This window comes from Coralloluteibacterium thermophilum (assembly GCF_042654365.1).
Classification (GTDB): domain Bacteria; phylum Pseudomonadota; class Gammaproteobacteria; order Xanthomonadales; family Xanthomonadaceae; genus Coralloluteibacterium; species Coralloluteibacterium thermophilum.
The window spans coordinates 29,919-49,356 of record NZ_JBHSGG010000014.1; the positions used below are offsets into that span (position 1 = coordinate 29,919).

Below are 19,438 nucleotides of genomic sequence, written 5' to 3' on the forward strand. Positions count from 1 at the left end.
CATGTCGAACGAGCACCAGACCGAGCCACTCGGACTCCGGCTTCGACGCGCGCGGGAGGCGCGGGGTCTGAGTGTCGAGGACGCGTCCAGACAGTTGCACCTGCCGCGGCGGGTCATCGACCTGATCGACCGCAGCGAATGGGCCAGCCTGCCCGGCGGCATCCACCTGCGCGGCCAGCTCATGAGCTATGCGCGGCTGGTCGGCGTGCCGCGCGAGGAGGTCGACGCCGTGGCCGCGGCGCGGCCGCCGGAGCCGCCGCCGCTGGTGACGATGAGCCAGACCTCGCGCTTCCGGCGCACCCTCGACCGTTCCGCGCGCAACCTGGTGTACGTCGCCATCACGGTCGTTCTCGCGCTCCCGGTCTGGCTGGGCACGCGCGAGCACCTGAGCAGCCGCGACGCGGCGCTGACCCCGCTCGACCAGACCCCGGCCGAACTGCAGTCCGCCGCCACCGGGACACCGTCGGTGGTGACGCCCGTGGTCCAGCCGCCGCTGCTGGCCTCGCTGACCCCGTACCAGCGCAGCGCGCCGGTCCCGGTGCAGGATGCGCCGGACGAGGCCGAGCCCGGCGCGGCGGAGGCCGCACCGGCGGACGCGCCCGTCGCGGCGCCGGCGGACGGGCTCGTGCTGCGCGCCAACGGCGAGAGCTGGTTCGAGGTCGTCGGCCACGACGGCCAGCGCATCGAGCAGGGCATCCTGCGTCCCGGCGTCTCGCGCAGCTTCCCCAGCCGGGAGGTCGCGCGGGTCACCCTCGGCAACGCGCCGGAGGTGGAAGTGCTGAACGGCGGCAGGCCCGTCGACACGACGCCCTACCGCCGCGCGCAGGTCGCTCGGTTTAACATGTCCGCCGATGGCGTCGTGGCGCCGCCGAACGGCTGACGTCCACCGCGCGGCCGGACACGGCGCGCGCGGTCCCCATCGAATCATCGAGGCGTCGCGCGTCGTCGCGCGGCGCCGCTTACGAATGGAGCAACGGTCATCGAACTGCAAGACGAATTCGAACAGGGCGAACGCGTCCGCCAGTGGCTGCGGGACAACGCGGTCGCGCTCGTGGGTGGCGTGGCGGTCGGCCTCGCGCTGATCTTCGGCTGGCAGGGCTGGAAGGGGCACCAGAGCTCGCGTTCCGCCGACGCGGCGGCGCAGTACGACGCGCTGCGGCAGGCCGCGCGCTCCGAGGATCCCTCGGCGCTCGCCGACATGGCGCGGTCGCTGCAGGGCGAACACGCGGGCAGCCCGTATGCGGTGCTGGCCGCGATGCGCGTGGCCGAGGCCCAGCTCGAGCAGGGCGACGCCGCGGCCGCGCTCGCGACGCTGGAGAATGCGCCCCCGACGCGGGGCGACAGCGTGCTGAACGATCTCCTGAACCTCCGCATCGCCCGCCTGCGCCTGGCGACCGAGGACGCCCAGGGGGCGCTCGACGCCCTCGGACGTCTCCGCGCCCAGCGCTTCGCCGGACTCGCCGCGGAACTCCGCGGCGACGCCGAACGCGCCCTGGACCGCCCGGACGCCGCGCGCGAGGCCTATGCCGAGGCGCTGACCCATCTCGATGCCGCCGCACCGGTCCGGTCGCTGGTGGAACTCAAACTCACCGATCTGGGCGGCCAGCCCGTCGCCGCACCGGAGGCCTGAGCATGACCCGATCCGTCGAATCCACCGCCGCGAACCGCCGCTGGCGCGCGCCGCTCGCCCTCGCGCTGGTGCTGAGCGTGGGCCTGCCCGGCTGCACGACCGTCCGTGGCTGGTTCTCGAGCTCCAAGGAGGACCCGACCGCTCCGGCCGCGCTGACCGAGTTCGCGCAGACGGTGAACGTCTCCCGCCAGTGGTCGCGCTCCATCGGCAAGGGTGAGCGTCGCCTGGGCTCGCGCCAGCATCCTGCGGTCATGGGCGATCGCCTCTACACCGCGAACCAGGAAGGCCGCGTGCTGGCGATCGAGGCGGCCACCGGCCGCGAGATCTGGCGCACCGACACCGAGGTCGCCTTCACCGGCGGTCCCGGCGCGGGCGAGGGCGTGGTGGTGGCCGGTGGCCTCAAGGGCGAGGTCGTCGCCTTCGACGCGGGGACCGGCGCCGAGCGCTGGCGCGCGAGCACCTCGTCCGAGGTGATCACCGCGCCGCAGGTCTCCAGCGGCCTGGTGGTGGTGCGCAGCAACGACGGCCGCATCGCCGCCTTCGAGCTGTCCAGCGGCCAGCGTCGCTGGATCTTCGAGCAGGCGCTGCCGACCCTGACCGTGCGCGGCAACGCGGCACCGGTGGTGGCCGGCGGCATCGTGTTCGCCGGCTACGACAACGGCACCGTCGTCGCCCTCGACCTGCAGACCGGCCTGCGTCGCTGGGAACAGATCGTGGCGCAGCCCGAGGGCCGCACCGACCTGGAGCGCATGGCCGACGTCGACGGCGAACTGGTCGTCGCCGACAGCCTGCTCTACGCCACCAGCTTCAAGGGCCAGACCCTCGCCATGGCAGCGGAGTCCGGGGCCCCGCTCTGGAACCGCGAGCTGGGCAGCTACGCCGGCCTCGCTGCCACGGGCACGCGGCTGATCGCGGTGGACACCGCCGGCACCGTGTGGTCGCTCGATCGCTTCGGTGGCGAGGCCATGTGGCGCCAGGAGGCGCTCGCGCGCCGCTGGCTGACCACGCCGGCGGTGCAGGGCAACTACGCCGTGGTTGGCGATCTCGAGGGCTACCTGCACTGGATCGACCTGGGCACCGGCAACCTCGCCGCGCGCGTGCGCGTGCAGCGCGCGCCCATCCGCGCGACCCCGCAGGTCGGCCCGGACGGCACGCTGTACGCCGTCACCACCGACGGTCAGCTCGCCGCCTACCGGATCGACTGACGGACACCGCGATGCGCCCCCGCGCCCGCCATCCTCTCCCCGATCGCCCCGCATCCCTCGCGGGGCGGTCCGCAGATACTCCGCAAAGGTTCTGACTGTGCTGCCACTGGTCGCCCTCGTCGGACGGCCGAACGTCGGCAAGTCCACACTGTTCAACGCGCTGACGCGCACCCGCGACGCCCTGGTCCACGACCAGCCCGGCGTCACCCGTGATCGCCACTACGGTGTCTGCCGGCTGATCGAGGGCCGGCCCTTCGCGCTCGTCGACACCGGCGGCATCGAGGGGGAGGGCGAGGACCTGGCCGGCGCCACCACGCGCCAGGCGCGGGCTGCCGCGCTCGACGCCGATCTCATCCTCTTCATCGTCGACGGCCGCGAGGGCGCCTCGGGTCTCGATGCCGAGATCCTGGCCTGGCTGCGCCGCAGCGGGCGCGCGTTCCGCCTGGTGGTCAACAAGACGGATGGCGTCGACGTGCATGCCGCGCTCGCCGACTTCGCCCGCTTCGGGGTCGAGGACGCCCTGCCGATCGCCGCATCGCACCAGCGCGGCATCGACGACCTGCTCGACATCGTCGAGGCCAGCCTGCCGGAGACGGCGGACGCCGAGGAGAACGTCGACCTCGACCGCATGCGCCTGGCCTTCATCGGCCGCCCGAACGTGGGCAAGTCGACCCTGGTCAACCGCCTGCTCGGCGAGGAGCGCGTCATCGCCTCGGACGTGCCGGGCACCACGCGCGACGCCATCGCCATCGACCTCGACCGCGACGGCCGCAAGTACACCCTCGTCGACACCGCCGGCATCCGCAAGAAGGGTCGGGTCGACGAGGTGGTCGAGAAGTTCTCGATCATCAAGACCCTGCAGGCGATCGAGACCTGCCAGGTCGCGGTGGTGCTGATCGATGCAGGCGAGGGCGTCACCGAGCAGGACGCCACCGTGCTGGGCCACGTGCTGGACGCCGGGCGCGCGCTGGTGGTGGCGGTCAACAAGTGGGACGGGCAGAGCGAGTACCAGCGCAGCCAGACGATGGCGCTGCTGGACCGCAAGCTGTCCTTCGTGGACTGGGCCGAGCGCGTCACCATCTCCGCCAAGCACGGCAGCGGCCTGCGCGAGCTGTTCGCCGCCATCCACCGTGCGCATGCCTCGGCGACGCGCAAGTTCACCACCTCCGAGGTGACCCGTGCCCTGGAGATCGCCTACGAGGCCTTCCAGCCGCCGGTGGTCCGCGGGCACGTCGCCAAGCTGCGCTTCGCGCACCCGGGCGGCGAGAACCCGCCGACCTTCATCGTCCACGGCACGCGGCTGAAGACGCTGCCGGTGAGCTACAAGCGCTATCTCGAGAACTTCTTCCGCAAGCGCTACAAGCTGGTCGGCACGCCGGTGAAGTTCGAGTTCCGCGAGGGGGACAACCCCTACGAGGGCAGGAGGAACGAGCTCACCGAGCGCCAGATCAAGAGCCGCCGGCGCCTCATGCGCCACGTCAAGCGGCGTTGACGCGGGAGGGGGCGCGGCGGTGGAGCGGCGGCAGCTGACCCTCGGCATCCTCGCGGGTGGGGAAGGGCGGCGCCTGGGCGGCGTGGACAAGGCCTGGGCCGAGTTCGGCGGCGAGCCGCTGGTGCTGCGCCAGTGCCGCAGGCTGGGCGACGTGGCCGCACGCATCCTCGTCAGCGCCAACCGCAACCTCGAGCGCTATCCGGAGCATGGCCTCGCCGCGGTGCCGGACCGTCTCTCCGGCTTCCAGGGGCCGCTCGCGGGCATCGACGCCCTGCTGTCGGCGTGCCGGACGCCCTGGCTGGTGACCGTCCCGGTGGATGCCTGGGACGTGGACGGCGCCATCCTGCACGCCCTGCTCGCCGCCTGCGGCGACGCGGCCGGGGCCGTCGCAGTGGAGCCCGGCGGACCGCAGCCGATGCTCGCCGCCTACGCCGTCCGGCGTTGCCGCGGCCCGGTCGAATGGGCCCTGGCCGACGGGGAGAGGGCGGTGCAGCGCGTGCAGGCCGCCCTGGGCTTTCCGACGCTCGTCCTGGAGCGCGCCATCGGCAACCTCAACACCCCGGAGGCGTTCGCGCGGGCGCAGGCCGGGATGGCCGTGCGGGAATGACCGCCGGTTCGTGATCCAATGCGGGTTTCGCCGCAGGACGCCGCACCGCATGAGTTCCGAGTACCCCGTCCGCATCGCCTTCGCCCACGCCCTCGACCTGGTCCGCGCGGCGGCCCGGGCGCGCCCGCTGCCCGCCGAACGCGTGCCGCTGGCGCGCGCGCGGGGCCGCATCCTCGCCGGCGACGTGGTGGCGCCGCTGGACCTGCCGGGCTTCGACAATGCGGCGATGGACGGTTTCGCCCTGCGCGCGGCGGATGCCGCGGATCCTGCGGGACTGCGCCTGGTCGGCGAGCGGTTCGCCGGCCGGACAGCCGACCTGGCGGTCGGCCCGGGCGAGTGCGTGCGCATCACCACCGGCGCGGTGCTGCCGCCCGGCGCGGACAGCGTGCTCATGAAGGAGCAGGCGCGGCTCGACGGCGACCGTCTCCACCCCGGGGCGGTGGTGCGCGCCGGCCAGCACGTGCGCCGACAGGGCGAGGACGTGGCGGCGGGCGACACCGTCCTGCGCGCAGGCGAGGCGCTCAATCCCGCACGGCTGGCGCTCGCGGCGGCGCTCGGGCTGCCCGAGCTGGACGTCGCGGCACGGCCGACGGTGGCGGTGTTCACCACCGGCGACGAGCTGCGCCGCCCCGGCGAGCCGCTGCGGCGCGGCGAGATCTACGACAGCAACCGCGTGCTGCTGATGGCCCTGCTGACGGAGGCGGGCCTCGAACCCATGGCGCTGCCCGCCCTGCCGGACGAGCCCGGCCGCATGCGGTCGGCGCTCGCCGACGCCGCCTCCGCCTTCGACCTCGTGCTGACCTGCGGCGGCGTCTCCGCCGGCGAGAAGGACCACCTGCCCGCGCTGCTGCGCGAGCAGGGTCGCATCCATTTCTGGAAGGTGCGGATGAAGCCGGGCATGCCGGTGCTGTTCGGCGAATGGGATCGCGCGTTCGTGCTCGCGCTGCCGGGCAACCCGGTCTCGGTGCTGGCGACCTTCCTCACGCTGGGCCGGGCACTGGTCCTGGGCCTGCAGGGCGCGGCGCCGGCGGCACCGGTGCAGGCGCGCCTGGCGGCCGCCTGGAGCAAGCGCAACGAACGCCTGGAGTTCCTCCGCGGCAGGCTGGAGACCGATGCCGACGGGGTGCTGCGGGTCCGCCCGAATCCCGCCGACGGCTCTCACCGGATGCGCGCGGCCGCCGACAGCGACGCGCTGATCGTGCTGGACGAAGGCGCCCGCGACTATGCCGAGGGCACGCCGGTCGAGGTGCTGCGCTACTGAGCGCGCGGACGGAGCAGCCGCCGTCCGGAGCCGCTCCCGCGCCGCAGCGGCACCGTAGCGCGCCCGGTGCGCCGAGGGCCGATAATGCGCGGATGGACGAGCAGACGGTTCCCGAGATCGACCCCGCGGAGGCGCGCCTCCGGCAGGAACGCGGAGCGGTGCTGGTGGACGTGCGCGAGCCCCACGAGCATGCAACCGGACATGCCGAGGGGGCGCTGACCGTCGCGCGCGGCGAGCTGGAGGCGGCGCCCGCACACTGGCTGCCGGACCCGGGTGTCGAGGTGCTGCTGATCTGCCAGTCCGGCGGCCGCTCGCGCGCCGCCGCCGCCGTGCTGCGCGGGGCGGGCTATGCGCACGTGCTGTCCGTGGCGGGCGGCACCGAGCGCTGGCGGGCGGACGCGCTGCCGATGGCCATGCCTACGGGCGACCTGGACTTCTACGAGCGCTACGCGCGCCAGCTCCAGCTGCCGGAGTTCGGCGAGGCAGGGCAGCGCCGCCTGGAGGCGGCACGCGTGGTCGTGATCGGCGCGGGCGGACTCGGGTCGCCGGCCGCCTTCTACCTCGCCGCCGCCGGGGTCGGCACCCTGGTGCTGGCCGACGACGACCATGTGGACCGCAGCAACCTCCAGCGCCAGATCCTGCACACCAACGACCGCATCGGCGCGCCCAAGGTGGAGTCCGCCGCCGCGACCCTGTCCGCGCTGAATCCACGGGTGCGGATCGAGGTGGTGCCCGAGCGTGTCACCTCCGCCAACATCGAGCGCCTGCTTGCGGGCGCCGACCTGGTGCTCGACGGCGCCGACAACTTCCCGGTCCGCTACCTGCTCAACGACGCCTGCGTGAAGCTGGGCCTGCCGCTGGTTTACGGTGCCGTGCACCGCTTCGAGGGACAGGTCAGCGTCTTCGACGCCGGGCGCCGGCGCGGCGAGGCGCCCTGCTACCGCTGCCTGTTCCCGGAGCCGCCGCCGCCGGAGGCCGCGCCCAACTGCGCGGAGGCCGGCGTGCTCGGGATCGTGCCCGGCGTGGTCGGCCTGCTGCAGGCCACCGAGGCCATCAAGCTGCTCGCGGACATGGGCGAAAGCCTCGCGGGCCGGCTCCTGCATTTCGAGGCGCTGGGCATGCGCTTCCGCGAGACGCGCCTGCGTCCGGACCCGGACTGCCCGGTCTGCGCCCGCGGCCGGCCGTTCCCCGGCTACATCGACTACGCGGCGTTCTGCGCCGGCGCATAGCGCCGGCGGCGGGGATCACTTCTCCACGAACGCCCGTTCGAACACGTACTCCGCCGGCGTGCCGATGCGCGGCGAGGCCGTGAAGCCGCGCCCGTCGAGCAGGGTGCGGAAGTCCGCCAGCATCTGCGGGCTGCCGCAGATCATCGCGCGGTCGTGGGCGGGGTCGAGCGGCTCGATCCCGAGGTCGCTCATCATCCTGCCGCTGGCCATGAGGTCGGTCAGCCGGCCCTGGTGCGGGAACGCCTCGCGCGTCACCGCCGGGTAGTAGAGCAGGCGGCCGCCGAGGATCTCGCCGAGGATCTCGTGCTCCGGCAGCTCGCGCTCGATGTAGTCGCGGTAGCAGAGGTCCTGCACCCGGCGCACCCCGTGGCAGACGATCACCCGGTCGAAGCGCTCGTAGGTCTCGGGGTCCTTGATCACCGCGAGGAAGGGCGCCAGCCCGGTGCCGGTGCCGAGCAGGTAGAGGTTGCGGCCCTTGTGCAGGTCGCTGATCAGCAGGGTGCCGGTGGGCTTGCGGCTGATGAGGACCTCGTCGCCTTCCTTGATGTGCTGCAGGCGCGAGGTCAGCGGACCGTCGGGCACCTTGATGCTGAAGAACTCCAGCTCCTCCTCCCAGTTCGCCGAAGCGATGGAGTAGGCGCGCATGAGCGGGCGGCCGTCGACCGGCAGGCCGATCATGATGAACTGCCCGTTCTCGAAGCGCAGGCCCGCGCTGCGGGTGAGGGTGAAGCTGAAGTAGTCCTCGGTCCAGTGGCGGACGGCAAGGACGCGCTCGGTATCGAAAGGAGACATCGAAGCTCGCGATGGCGGCGGCGACGGCACGGCCGACGGAATCGACGATTGTAAGGCGCCGCGGCGGAGGCCGTCTTCAGGGGCCGTGGCTCCGGGCGACGCGGATGCTCACAGCCGGGTCGTGGACGCGCCAGCTCAGGCCGGCGGCGGTCTCGGCGACGGCGCGGTAGAGGGCCTCGTCCTGTTCGGGCGAGGTCGCCTCGCGGGTGTGGAGGACCACCTCGCCGAGCAGCAGCCAGCCGGATTCGCGCAGGCGGACCTCGGCGTCCGCCACCTCCGGCAGCGCGCGCAGCGCCGTCTCGAAGCGCTCCACCAGGTCGTCGGGCCGGTCCGGCCGGCCGATCAGCATCGGGCGGTGCTCCATCAGGGCGCCGAAGGCGCGGGCGGTGTTGCGCAGCCCGTCGAGCACGACGCTGGAGGCGACGACGAGGGCCGCCACCGCGTCCATCCACCAGATGCCGAGCCCGATGCCCAGCACGCCGACCGCGGCCGCGACGCCGGTCTGCCAGTCCGCCTTGAGCATCTCCGCGCTGCCGTGCAGGGAGCGGTCGTGCAGGGTCTTCGCGGGACCGTTGAGCAGGTGCCCGAGCCAGACCGCGGGCACCACCGCCCACAGCAGCGCGGCCCACATGAACCAGCCCTGCCAGACCTGGTGCCCGCCGACGAACACCGAGCCGATGCTGGGCCGCTCCCCGCGCACCAGGGTCGAGGCGCCCTCCCACAGCAGCAGGCCACCGACCGCGACGAGCGCGAAGGCGCTCACGAGGTAGGCCGCATCGACCGCGCCGAAGCGCCCGAACGGGAAGATGCGGTCGGGCTGGCGACGGCGCAGGCGGTCGGCGAAGAGATAGGCGATGGGCGGGACGAGCATCAGCATGTCCTCGATCCACGCCGTGCGCATCGCCTGGGACTCGCCGGCGGCCAGGCCCATGCCGACGATCACGGTGATGCCGTAGACGATCATCGCCACCTGCAGCCGCCACGCGCGGCGGGCCGCGGCGGTCACGTGCGGGGGCGCCTCGAAGCGCGCGATCGGCCTCACGGTGCGGACGCGCCGTCGCGTTCGAGGAAGGCTTCCACCGTCACGAGGAAGCGGTTCTCGCCGGCCGGCAGGGTCCAGGCGTGTTCCGCCACCGCGATCTCCGCGCCCGGCGCCGCGTAGCGCGTGGCGGGGTAGGGGCGGCTGACCGCGACGTGCGCGTTCCACGGCGTGTCGGCAGGGATCGCGCCGACCACCAGGTCCAGCTCGCGTCGCGCCAGGGCCTGCATGAGCTGCGACTCGCCGGCCACCGTCCAGGCCGGCTCCGCGTCCAGCGAGGCGGCGAAGCGCCGCACCGCGTCCAGCTCGGCGCCGCTCAGGCCGGGGCCGTCGCTCCATCCGGGCGCATGCACCACGCCCACGCGCAGGGTCGCCCCGGCGACGCGGGCGGTGGTGCCGTCGGGATCGTGGGGCAGCCCGCAGCCGGCGAGGGCCAGCAGGATGGCGAGACCGGCGGCGATGGCATGCGGCGGACGCATGCCCTCATCTTCCTGTGGTGTCGCGTCAGCGCCGTGTGTTGGCGCACGTCGTGCGGCCCGGGTCCGGCGCGCGTCCGGCGCAGCCGGGCCGCCCACCGGAGCGCACGACGGGCCCCGGTCACGCGGACCAGCCGCTCAGCGCGATCTTGCCGATGGCGGTGCCCGACTCCAGCCGCCGGTGCGCCTCGCGCAGGTTGGCGGCGTCGATCGGCGTCAGCCGGGTCTTCAGCGTGTGGCGTAGGCTGCCGTCGTCGATCCAGCCCGCGACCTCCGCGAGGATGCGGCCCTGCTCGGCCATGTCCGGCGTCCGGAAGCGCGCCCGGGTGAACATGAACTCCCAGACGTGGCCGATGCTCTTGGCCTTGGCGAGGGCGGTGGCGAGAGGCCGGGTGTTGTCGACGATGGTGACGATGCGGCCCTGCGGGCGCACGAGGTCGACCATCTGCTCCCAATAGGGGTCGGTGTCGGCGAAGTCGGCGATCCAATCGACGTACTGCAGCCCGAGCGCCTCGATCTGCGGACGCAGCGGCTGGCGGTGGTCGACGACGTGGTCGGCGCCGAGCTCCTTCACCCACGCCGTCGTCTCCGGACGGCTCGCGGTGGCGATGACCGTGAGGCCCGCGCGCCTGGCGAACTGGATGCCGAGCGATCCCACGCCGCCGGCGCCGCCGATGACGAGCAGGGTCTGCCCGGCGTGTCCGCCGCCGAGGTCGAGCTGCAGGCGCTCGAACAGCGCCTCGTAGGCCGTGAGTGCGGTCAGCGGCAGGGCGGCGGCCTCCGCGAAGTCGAGCGAGGCCGGCTTGCGCGCGGCGATGCGGGCATCCACCCGTGCGTACTGGCTGTTGCCGCCGGGGCGGGTGATGTCGCCCGCGTAGTAGACCGCATCGCCGACCGCGAATCCCTCGACCTCGGTGCCGGTGGCGACCACCACGCCCGCCACGTCCCAGCCCAGGACCCGCGGCGTCGCCTCCACGTCCGGCTTGGGTGCGCGGACCTTGGCGTCCACCGGGTTGACTGCGACGGCTTCGACCCGGACCAGCAGGTCGTTGGGCTCCGGCTGCGGCACCGGCAGCTCGACGTCTTCGAGCGAGGCGGGGTCGTCGATGGGCAGGTAGCGGGTGAGGCCGACGGCCTTCATCGTGGCGGGAAGCATGGCGCTCTCCTGAGTTGGCGGAGGGACACTGTAGGTCCCGCGTCCTGTGTTGATAATGGCGTCCCAAGCGCGAAGACCATCAACCAGGATTTGAAAATGCCAGTGCTCGACGAGATCGAACTCTTCGTCCGCGCCGCGGAAGCGGGCAGCCTCTCGCGCGGCGGTCGCCTGCTCGGGGTGGCGCCCGCCGCGGCCAGCGCCGCCCTCAAGCGGCTCGAAGCGCGGCTCGGGGTGCGCCTCATGGTGCGTTCCACCCGCAGCCTGCGGCTGACGCCGGAGGGCGAGACCTATCTCGCCCATTGCCGGCAGGCGCTCGATGCGCTCGCGGCGGGACGCGCGGCGCTCGCCGCGGGGGAGGGCGTGCGTGGCGAGCTGCGCATCTCCGCGCCCTCCGACCTGGGCCGGCACCTGCTGCGCGGCTGGCTGGACGCCTTCCAGCGTCGCCACCCGGGCGCCCGCGTCGTGCTGACGCTCTCCGACGCCCTGTCCGACCTCCTGCGCGAGCCCATCGACATCGCGGTGCGTCTGGGCGAACTGCCGGACTCGGGCCTGGTGGCGCTTCGCCTGCCGCTGTTGAATCCGCGGGTGCTCTGCGCCGCGCCGGCGTACCTCGCCCGGCACGGCGCACCCGACACGCCGCAGGCGCTGCGCGGGCACAACTGCCTGCGCTACCGGCTGGACGGGCGCAGCTACGGACGCTGGCGTTTCCGGCGCGGCGACGAGGTGGTGGACGTCGAGGTCGAAGGCGACCGCCAGGGCAACGACGGCGCCCTGGTGCGCGCGTGGGCCGTGGACGGGTTCGGCATCGCCTACAAGTCGCGGCTCGACGTGCTCGACGATCTCGCGGCCGGACGCCTGGTCGCGCTGCTGCCGGACTGGCAGGGCGAGTCGGCCCCGGTGAGCCTCCTGCTCCCGCACCGGCGCCACCTCTCGCCGGCGGTGCGCGCGCTGGCCGACTTCCTGCACGCCTGCGCGCGGCGCATGGAGGCCGGCGAGGGCGTTCCGGACGCGTCGCGCGGGGCGGGCGCCGTCGGCGAGCTATGATCGCGCCGAGTCGAGGAGACCTCATGGACACCATCTACGGGTTCACCGCGCGCGGGATCGACGGCAACGACATCGCGCTGGAGACCTTCCGCGGGCAGGTGCTGCTGCTGGTCAACGTCGCGTCGGAGTGCGGCTTCACGCCGCAGTACGAGGGGCTGCAGGCCCTGCACCGCACCTACCGCGACCAGGGCTTCGCCGTGCTGGGCTTTCCCTGCGACCAGTTCGGGCACCAGGAGCCGGGGAGCGATGCCGAGATCGCGGCCTTCTGCACCACGCGCTTCGACGTGGACTTCCCGCTGTTCTCCAAGATCGAGGTGAACGGCCCCGGAGCGCATCCGCTGTGGACCTGGCTGAAGCAGGAGCGGCCGGGCGTCCTGGGGACCGAGGCGATCAAGTGGAACTTCACCAAGTTCCTGGTGGGCCGGGACGGGCGGGTGCGCCGCCGCTATGCGCCGACGGTGAAGCCGGCCGAGCTCAGCGCCGACGTCGAGGCCGCGCTCGCCGAGGCGGGATAGGGGGGGGCACCCCGGCCTGCGCCGTCGCGGCCGCATCCGGCGCCGCCGGCCGCCTCGCAGGGCGGAAGGGCGCGATGCGCCCCGAGCCCACGGCGCCTGCATCCGCCGCCTGCGATGCTGTGCGCATGAAGGACCTACCGTCCCCACCCGCCGACACCATCTGGACGGTTGGCCATTCCGTGCTCGCCATCGAGGCGTTCGTCGCGCTGCTGCAGGGCGCGGGCATCGTGCGGCTGGCGGACGTGCGGCGGTATCCCGGGTCGCGCCGCCATCCGCAGTTCGGCGCCGACGCGTTGGCGCAGGCGCTCGCCGCCGCCGGCATCGAGTACCTGCCCATGCCCGCCCTCGGCGGCCGCCGACCGCCGCGGCCGGACTCGCCGAACACCGCGTGGCGCAACGCGGGCTTCCGCGGCTATGCCGACTACATGCAGACGCCCGCCTACGCGTCGGCGCGCGACGCGCTGCTCGCCGCAGCCGTCCGACCCACCGCGATCATGTGCGCCGAGACGCTCTGGTGGCAGTGCCATCGTGGACTCATCGCGGACGACCTGAAGCTGCGCGGCATCCGCGTGCTGCACCTGCGGCCCGGCGCCGCGGCCAGCGAACACCCGTGGACCGCCGCGGCGCGGGTCGTCGATGGCGCGCTCTCCTACGCGGCGCCCGAACCGGTGCAGCGCGGGCTCTTCTGAGCGCGCAGGTGAACCGCCGGGAAATCCTGCCCGCACCGCCGCTGAAGCGCAGCGCGGGCGGCGCGCGCGATTGCCTGCGGGTTCATCGCGCCGGCCGCATCGTGGCGGCCGTTTCCCACTGTCCCGTCCAGGCGCAGGAGCCCCTTCGTGAAGCGCACCGCAGCCTCCGTTCTCGCCCTCGTCGCGGCGACGGCCTGCTCGCCGGCCGCGCAGGCCCAGGCCCACGGCTGCCGGGACTGCGGGACGGTGACCGAGGTGGCGCGCAGCTACGACACGCAGCGCGAGGGGCGTGGCGTCCGGGGCGCTGCCGGCCTGTTCGGGGCGCTGCTCGGCAGCCTTGCCGACGGTGGCCACGGCATCGCCGGGCCGGGTGTCGTGCCGGTCGGCACCGCCGTGCGTGGCGCGCAGGTGCGAGAACCCCGGCCGCGGGATGCCTACCACGTGACCGTGCGCATGGACGACGGGCGCTACGCGTCGTTCGACCAGGCATCCGGCTACGGTCTGCGGCCCGGCGATCGGGTGGAGGTCCTCGACCGCGAGGCCATGCCCCTCGATCCGCGCGACGACGGCTACCACGTCGGCTACACGGCCTACGGCACCTACTGAGCGACCCTGGGCCTCGTCCCGAGCATCGGGCTCATCCATGAGCGACTGGCAGCGCAACCTGATCGACGACCCGGAGGGCATCGAGGCCCTCCTGGCGGACACCCACCGCATCGCGGTGCTGGGCATCAAGACCGAGGCGCAGATCGGCCAGCCCGCCTTCGAGGTGCCGGCCTACATGGCCCGGCACGGCTACGAGATCGTGCCGGTACCGGTCTACTACCCCGAGGTCGAACGCATCCTCGGCCAGCGGGTGTACCGCCGGCTCGCGGACATCCCCGGACGGGTGGACATGGTCGACGTGTTCCGCCGGCCGAAGGACATCCCGCCGCACCTCGACGACATCCTCGCGGCGCGCCCCGCGTCGGTGTGGTTCCAGTCGGGCATCCGCCACGACGCGGCCGCGGAGACCCTGGCCCGCGCCGGCATCCGCGTGGTGCAGGACCGCTGCCTGCTCGTCGAGCATCGGCGCCTCCGGCCCGGTCTCTGACCGCCCGGTGCGAGGCCGCCGTCAGCGGCAGATGCGGTAGGGGCCCCGGTCGAAGTGGAAGTGGTCGTGGTGCGCCGCGTTGTAGTCCGGCGACAGCACGCCGTTGAAGAGCCCGCAGGCGCCGTCGCGCAGCTCGCGGAGGAAGGCGGCGTCGGTCCCGTCGCCGTCCCAGTCGCGGGCGACGGTGATGCGGCGCCCGTTCTCCAGGCGCAGGCCTGCGAGGTCGAAGGCGTTCGCGCGCGCGTGCTCGCTGCGGCGTCCGCTCGCACGCCCGTAGACGTTGCGGCAGGCGTAGGAGCCGAAGTGCTCCAGCGCCGTCACCGGCGCGTCGTAGTGGCGCCGTGCCGCCGGCTGCAGGACGTGGCGCTCCCACAGCGCCAGCGAGACCGCCACCGGGCACTGCAGGCTGAAGGCATCGCCGACCGCGGGCTCGGAGCCGGCGCCGATGCGCACGGCGTTGCGCCAGCCGCAGCCGTCCTGGCCCTCGCGGTCGGCGATGGGCGTGGCGGCCAGCCCCGATTGCGCCAGGACCTGCGCGCAGGCGTCGGGGTCCTCCGCCAGCCTTCGGATCTTGAAGCCGGTCAGGATGTTGGGCGGGTCGTCCAGCGCGAGCGGCGCGTAGGGGTGGTAGCGGTCGGGGATCGCGATCCAGCCCCGCTGCAGCGCGAGCCAGGCCAGCGCGACGAGCAGGACGAGCAGCAGGAGGGCGCGCATTCAGAAGACGAGGGCGAACACGAAGATCCCGAGCATGACGAAGGCGATCGCGATCTTGGCCACTGCCCCGATCGCCATGCCGAACCAGGTCGCCATGCCCACCTGCGAGGCCGTGCCGAGCCGCCGCCCGTGCAGGAATTCGCCGGCGACGGCGCCGACGAACGGCCCGAGGATGAGGCCGGGCAGGCCGAAGAACAGCCCGACCAGGGTGCCCACCGCGCCGCCCCACAGGGCCAGCCGGCTCGCGCCGTAGCGCTGCGCGCCCAGCAGCCCCGCGACGAAGTCCAGCAGGAAGGCGAGCGCGGCGAGCAGCCCGAGGACCACCAGCGCGACCGGTCCGACGCGGGTGAAGTCCTCGGCCCAGGCGCCGACCAGCATGCCCACGAACATCAGCGGCGTGCCCGGCAGCACGGGCAGGATCAGGCCGGCGATCCCCAGGAGGATCAGCAGGCCCGACAGCAGGTAGAGGAGGAGGGTGGCGTCGATGGCGGAAGCTCCGGGCTGGGCGTGCGCACGATGCGCGAACGGCGGTGGCGGGGACGTGGAGCGGAGGAGGAACACGGCGTCTTGGCGCCCGGCCTGCCAGGCTGGCGCCACATCCAGAAAAAAGGAGCATGCCCATGAACGACCGGACCGCCACGCTCAACGAGCTCATCGACGTCCTCGAGGACAGCCGCGACTTCTACCGCGACGCCGCGCAGGAGGCCAAGCACGCCCAGTACCGGCAGCTGTTCGAGCGCTTCGCGCAGACCAAGGCGAGCATCGCGGCCGACCTCAAGACCAAGGTCGCCGCGCGCGGCGGCGAACCGTCGGACGGCAGCGTCTCGGGTGGCCTGCGCAAGGCGTGGAGCGAGCTGCGGGTGAAGCTCAGCGGCGATTCCGATGCCGAGTACATCGCCCAGCTCGAGGCCTTCGAGGACCGGATCGTCCATGCCTTCCGCGACGCGGTGAACGACAGCGACGATGCCGAGGTGCGCGCCATCGCGCAGCGCTACCAGCCGCAGGTGGAGCAGGACCATGCGCAGATGCGCGACCTCAAGCACTCGCTCGGCAAGTAGGGTCTCCCGTGGTACGACGGGCGGCGCAAGGGCCGTCCGTCGTGTTGCACGACCGTTCGACCGCCAGGAAGTGCCGTTCGTCAGGTTTGCGCGTCTCCGGGCGCCCCATACTCGCTTTTCCCTGAACATGAGGTTAGCATCGCGCGCGCTGTGTTTGCCGGCGTCACTGTGGACCGTGGCCCGAAGCGGTAGCTCCAAGGAATCCGCCTCGTTGCATCCGTGCCCCGGCACGAACGCTCCTTGCGACCAGCACGATGACGGCCACTACGGCGTCAGAAATCCACCCATCGATGTAGTTGTAGGAGTCATGCAATGTCGGATCGTGAAACTGGCACCGTGAAGTGGTTCAACGACGCCAAGGGCTTCGGCTTCGTCAGCCGCGAGAGCGGCGAGGACGTCTTTGTCCACTTCCGCGCCATCCAGGGCACCGGCTTCAAGTCGCTCAAGGAAGGCCAGAAGGTGAGCTTCAAGGTGGTGCAGGGCCAGAAGGGCCTGCAGGCGGACGAAGTCCAGCCGCTCTGATCGCCCGCATCGTGCGGACATGAAAAACCCCCGGAGCGATCCGGGGGTTTTTTCTTGCCTTCGCGACGGCCGCTGCAGCGCGGCCCGGGTCGCCCGGACGGGAAGCCTCTCCGCCGCTACGGACGGCCCGCGGCGATGCGCTCGCCGCGGGCCGTCTGCGTCACTGCGCGGCGCAGTCGAGGCGGTGGTCCGCTTCCGTGCCCACGGCCACTTCCGCCAGCCCCAGTTCGAGGCCTGCGCCGGCCCGGACGACGAAGGGACGGTCGAGCCGCGCGAGGTCGGCGCCTGCGTCGCGCAGACAGGCCAGGGGCACGCCCGCGGTCGTCCATTCGCCGCGCGGCAGCCCGGCCAGCCACTCGCCGACCTGCAGCTCGCCGCTGCAGTCCTCGCCGCAGCCCACGAGGAGCGCCGCGCGCCCGTCCTGCGGCAGCGCATCCACGCGCAGGGTCGCCACCAGCATCGCGCCGGCCTCTGCGTCCTGCCCGAGGTCGATCGGCGACGCCGTGATCAGCTCGGCGGTGGCCTCGCCGCTCCAGGTGAGCAGGCGGGCGCCTTCCTGGGTCTGGTAGTCGATCGCGCTCAGGGCGAGATGGCCGTCCGGGCTGGACACGCGCGGGTGCAGCACGTCGGCCCCGCGTCCGTCGCCGCCGGTGACCACCAGGCGGATGCCCGGGCCCGGGACGCCGCGCTCGAACAGCGTGCCGTCCTGGCCGGCGTCGGCGCTGATGCCGGGATCCTCCGGCAGGCGTTCCAGGTTGCCGTCGTCGGCATAGGTCAGGCCGTGGCCGAAGGGGAACAGCGGGTCGTAGCCCGGCTGGCCGACGTTGTTGTCGTACTGGTCGGCACGGCGCGGCCAGGAGAAGCTCAGGGTGCCCTTGAAGTCGTGCTGGACCGCCCCGGAGGCGTCGCGCAGCAGCACGTCGGCGACACCGCCGCCTTCGGAGCCGGGCAGCCAGGCCGCGACGAAGGCGTCGGAGGCGTTGATCTCGCGGTTCATCCACAGCGGGCGGCCGCTGATGAACACCGAGACCACCGGGATGCCGTCGGCCTTGAGGCGGCGGATCAGTTCGAGGTCGGTGTCGTCGCCGGGCTTGTACAGCAGGTTGGGCAGGTCGCCGAGGAACTCGGCGTAGGGGTCCTCGCCGAACACCACGATGGCCACGTCGGGCTTCTCGCTGTAGCTGCCGTCGACGGCGTACTCGGCGCTGCCGCCCGCCGCCTGCACCTGGGCCTGCAGGGCTTCCCAGATCGTGTCGGCGTTCGGGTAGTCCTCGCGCTTGGTGCCGGTGCCCTGCCAGTTCAGCGTCCAGCCGCCCGACTGCTTGCCCATGTCGTTGGCGCCGTCGCCGGCGACCAGCACGCGCTGGTTCGGCGCCAGCGGGAGGATGCCGTCCTGGTTCTTCAGCAGGACCAGCGATTCGCGGACCGCCTGCCGCGCGACCGCGCGGTGCTCGGGCGCGCCGAGCAGCTCGAACCTGCCGCCGAGCGCACGTTCGGACGGCCTGGGCGCGTCGAACAGACCCATGCGGAACTTCACCCGCAGGATCCGGCGCACCGCGTCGTCGAGGCGCTCCATGGGGATCGTGCCCGCCCGGACGTGGGCCAGCGTGCTCTCGTACAGCCCGCGCCAGCTGTCCGGCGCCATGGCCATGTCGAGGCCCGCGTTGAACGTGGCCGCGCAGTCGGTATTGGTGCAGCCCGGCAGCTGCCCGTGGCCGTTCCAGTCGCCGACGATGAAGCCGCCGAAGTTCATGCGGTCCTTGAGCACGTCGGTCAGCAGGCCCTTGTGGCCGTGCAGCTTCTCGCCGTTGAAGCTGTTGAACGAGGCCATGACGCCCTGGGCGCCCGCGGCGATCGCCGGTGGATAGCCCGCATTGTGGATGTCGCGCAGGTCGGCCTCGGTGACCTGGGTGTCGCCCTGGTCCTTGCCGCCGGTGGTGCCGCCGTCGCCGACGAAGTGCTTGACCGAGCTCATGACCCGGGTCTCGCCCAGGAAATCGTCGTCGCCGGGCCTGCCCTGCAGGCCCTCGACGAAGGCGCCGGCGAAGTGGGCGACCAGCTCAGGGTTCTCCGAGTAGCCTTCGTAGCCGCGGCCCCAGCGGTCGTCGCGCGGGACCGCGACGGTCGGCGCGAAGGTCCACTCCATGCCGGTGACGCGTGTCTCGATCGCGGTGATGCGCGCGATCTCGCGGATGAGCTCGACGTTGCGCGTCGCGCCGAGGCCGACGTTGTGCGGGAACAGGGTCGCGCCCACGACGTTGCTCTGGCCGTGCATGGCGTCGATGCCCCAGATGATCGGGATCGGCTTGCCGCCGCCGCTGGTGTCCATCGACGCCTCCCAGAAGGCGTCGGCCAGCGCGAGCCAGTCCTCCGGCGGCGCGTCGTAGCGCCCGCCCGGATCGGAGTTGCCGCCGGCCAGGATCGAGCCCAGGCGGTACTTGCGCACGTCGTCGGGGGTGATGTCGGCGATGTCGCCCTGGATGATCTGGCCGACCTTCTCCTCCAGCGTCATCGTCGCCATCAGGTCGGCGATCTTCCGTTCGAGTTCGGCGTCCTCGGCGAACGGCCAGGCCGGCTGCGGCCAGTTTTCGGGCACCACCGTGCTGCTGAGCGCCGCGCCGGAGGCGGCCGGGTGTCCGGATGCCTGCGTGTCCGGCGTCGCATCGGTCCGGGAGCAGGCGGGCAGGGCCACCGCGAGCGCGATCAGCGCGGGCAGCAGGGCGGTGCGGCAGGTGGAAAGACTGCGGCGGGAGGATGGTCGCATCGAGATCGGTCCCCGGTGATCGGGGCGGGCGCGAGGTTCGGCCCGCCGGATGGAGGAAGCTGCGGCGGCTGCCATGACAGCGTTGTCAGCGAACGCTAGGATACCCGGCGCGCGCAGACAAGGCTTGCTGCACGGCACACACGCCCTTGCCG

General features: G+C 73.0%; 21 protein-coding genes. 14 read left to right on the forward strand and 7 right to left on the reverse strand.

The annotated features are described in order from the left end of the window. Nucleotide 1 precedes the first annotated feature (1 nt). The 7 genes from ACFO3Q_RS04925 to moeB all read left to right on the forward strand — a co-directional run bounded on the left by ACFO3Q_RS04925 (nt 2) and on the right by moeB (nt 7,424). Nucleotides 2–880 carry a helix-turn-helix domain-containing protein gene (locus ACFO3Q_RS04925; RefSeq protein WP_377003522.1) on the forward strand — a complete coding sequence of 293 codons (879 nt, stop codon included), beginning with the start codon at nt 2–4 and terminating at the stop codon, nt 878–880. A gap of 147 nt (nt 881–1,027) precedes the next feature. Beyond that, nucleotides 1,028–1,630, forward strand: coding sequence for a YfgM family protein (locus tag ACFO3Q_RS04930; protein WP_377003639.1), 603 nt, complete (start codon nt 1,028–1,030; stop codon nt 1,628–1,630). A 2-nt stretch (nt 1,631–1,632) separates the two neighbouring features. After that, nucleotides 1,633–2,835 carry an outer membrane protein assembly factor BamB gene (gene bamB, locus ACFO3Q_RS04935; protein WP_377003523.1) on the forward strand — a complete coding sequence of 401 codons (1,203 nt, stop codon included), beginning with the start codon at nt 1,633–1,635 and terminating at the stop codon, nt 2,833–2,835. Nucleotides 2,836–2,932: 97 nt separating this feature from the next. Further along, nucleotides 2,933–4,327: a ribosome biogenesis GTPase Der gene (gene der / locus ACFO3Q_RS04940; protein WP_377003524.1), complete on the forward strand. Its 1,395-nt coding sequence runs from the start codon at nt 2,933–2,935 to the stop codon at nt 4,325–4,327. A gap of 19 nt (nt 4,328–4,346) precedes the next feature. Continuing rightward, entirely contained in the window at nt 4,347–4,934 is a 588-nt protein-coding gene (mobA, locus tag ACFO3Q_RS04945) for a molybdenum cofactor guanylyltransferase (RefSeq protein ID WP_377003525.1), read from the forward strand. 49 nt (nt 4,935–4,983) lie between these two features. Then, nucleotides 4,984–6,195 (forward strand): molybdopterin molybdotransferase MoeA, encoded by a 1,212-nt coding sequence (locus ACFO3Q_RS04950; RefSeq protein ID WP_377003526.1) that lies wholly within the window; start codon nt 4,984–4,986, stop codon nt 6,193–6,195. 92 nt (nt 6,196–6,287) lie between these two features. After that, nucleotides 6,288–7,424, forward strand: coding sequence for a molybdopterin-synthase adenylyltransferase MoeB (gene moeB, locus ACFO3Q_RS04955; RefSeq protein WP_377003527.1), 1,137 nt, complete (start codon nt 6,288–6,290; stop codon nt 7,422–7,424). A gap of 15 nt (nt 7,425–7,439) precedes the next feature. Here the strand turns inward: moeB and ACFO3Q_RS04960 are convergent, their stop codons facing one another. The 4 genes from ACFO3Q_RS04960 to ACFO3Q_RS04975 all read right to left on the reverse strand — a co-directional run bounded on the left by ACFO3Q_RS04960 (nt 7,440) and on the right by ACFO3Q_RS04975 (nt 10,872). Continuing rightward, nucleotides 7,440–8,216: a ferredoxin--NADP reductase gene (locus tag ACFO3Q_RS04960; protein WP_377003528.1), complete on the reverse strand. Its 777-nt coding sequence runs from the start codon at nt 8,214–8,216 to the stop codon at nt 7,440–7,442. Between the two features lie 76 nt (nt 8,217–8,292). Beyond that, nucleotides 8,293–9,258 carry a cation efflux transmembrane domain-containing protein gene (locus ACFO3Q_RS04965; protein ID WP_377003529.1) on the reverse strand — a complete coding sequence of 322 codons (966 nt, stop codon included), beginning with the start codon at nt 9,256–9,258 and terminating at the stop codon, nt 8,293–8,295. Then, nucleotides 9,255–9,734, reverse strand: coding sequence for a hypothetical protein (locus ACFO3Q_RS04970; protein ID WP_377003530.1), 480 nt, complete (start codon nt 9,732–9,734; stop codon nt 9,255–9,257). Before ACFO3Q_RS04970 ends, ACFO3Q_RS04965 begins: the two co-directional genes overlap by 4 nt. A 118-nt stretch (nt 9,735–9,852) precedes the next feature. Next, nucleotides 9,853–10,872, reverse strand: coding sequence for a zinc-binding alcohol dehydrogenase family protein (locus tag ACFO3Q_RS04975; RefSeq protein WP_377003640.1), 1,020 nt, complete (start codon nt 10,870–10,872; stop codon nt 9,853–9,855). A 111-nt stretch (nt 10,873–10,983) separates the two neighbouring features. Here ACFO3Q_RS04975 and ACFO3Q_RS04980 point away from each other — a divergent pair, with 111 nt between their 5' ends. The 5 genes from ACFO3Q_RS04980 (at nt 10,984) to ACFO3Q_RS05000 (ending at nt 14,228) form a co-directional block, all read left to right on the forward strand. Further along, nucleotides 10,984–11,931 (forward strand): LysR family transcriptional regulator, encoded by a 948-nt coding sequence (locus tag ACFO3Q_RS04980; protein ID WP_377003531.1) that lies wholly within the window; start codon nt 10,984–10,986, stop codon nt 11,929–11,931. Nucleotides 11,932–11,954: 23 nt separating this feature from the next. Beyond that, nucleotides 11,955–12,446 (forward strand): glutathione peroxidase, encoded by a 492-nt coding sequence (locus ACFO3Q_RS04985; RefSeq protein ID WP_377003532.1) that lies wholly within the window; start codon nt 11,955–11,957, stop codon nt 12,444–12,446. 125 nt (nt 12,447–12,571) lie between these two features. Then, complete coding sequence (locus ACFO3Q_RS04990; RefSeq protein ID WP_377003533.1) at nt 12,572–13,135, forward strand: DUF488 domain-containing protein; 564 nt, start codon at nt 12,572–12,574, stop codon at nt 13,133–13,135. A gap of 147 nt (nt 13,136–13,282) precedes the next feature. Beyond that, complete coding sequence (locus ACFO3Q_RS04995) at nt 13,283–13,741, forward strand: hypothetical protein (RefSeq protein WP_377003534.1); 459 nt, start codon at nt 13,283–13,285, stop codon at nt 13,739–13,741. Between the two features lie 37 nt (nt 13,742–13,778). Next, entirely contained in the window at nt 13,779–14,228 is a 450-nt protein-coding gene (locus tag ACFO3Q_RS05000) for a CoA-binding protein (protein ID WP_377003535.1), read from the forward strand. A gap of 21 nt (nt 14,229–14,249) precedes the next feature. Here the strand turns inward: ACFO3Q_RS05000 and ACFO3Q_RS05005 are convergent, their stop codons facing one another. Both ACFO3Q_RS05005 and ACFO3Q_RS05010 read right to left on the reverse strand, forming a co-directional pair. Beyond that, the gene (locus ACFO3Q_RS05005; protein WP_377003536.1) at nt 14,250–14,942 is read right to left on the reverse strand and encodes an extensin-like domain-containing protein; all 693 of its coding nucleotides are present in this window, start codon (nt 14,940–14,942) and stop codon (nt 14,250–14,252) included. After that, nucleotides 14,943–15,428: a DUF456 domain-containing protein gene (locus ACFO3Q_RS05010; protein WP_377003641.1), complete on the reverse strand. Its 486-nt coding sequence runs from the start codon at nt 15,426–15,428 to the stop codon at nt 14,943–14,945. It lies immediately after the preceding gene. Between the two features lie 134 nt (nt 15,429–15,562). Between ACFO3Q_RS05010 and ACFO3Q_RS05015 the strand changes: the two genes are divergently transcribed. Together ACFO3Q_RS05015 and ACFO3Q_RS05020 are read left to right on the forward strand one after the other, a co-directional pair. Next, a complete protein-coding gene (locus tag ACFO3Q_RS05015) occupies nt 15,563–16,000 on the forward strand; it encodes a PA2169 family four-helix-bundle protein (RefSeq protein WP_377003537.1) in 438 nt (145 codons plus the stop codon). A gap of 312 nt (nt 16,001–16,312) precedes the next feature. Next, the gene (locus tag ACFO3Q_RS05020; protein ID WP_377003538.1) at nt 16,313–16,522 is read left to right on the forward strand and encodes a cold-shock protein; all 210 of its coding nucleotides are present in this window, start codon (nt 16,313–16,315) and stop codon (nt 16,520–16,522) included. Between the two features lie 160 nt (nt 16,523–16,682). On the opposite strand, the gene ACFO3Q_RS05025 is transcribed toward ACFO3Q_RS05020, so the two are convergent. Next, nucleotides 16,683–19,286, reverse strand: coding sequence for a glycoside hydrolase family 3 protein (locus ACFO3Q_RS05025; protein WP_377003539.1), 2,604 nt, complete (start codon nt 19,284–19,286; stop codon nt 16,683–16,685). Between the last annotated feature and the right edge of the window lie 152 nt (nt 19,287–19,438).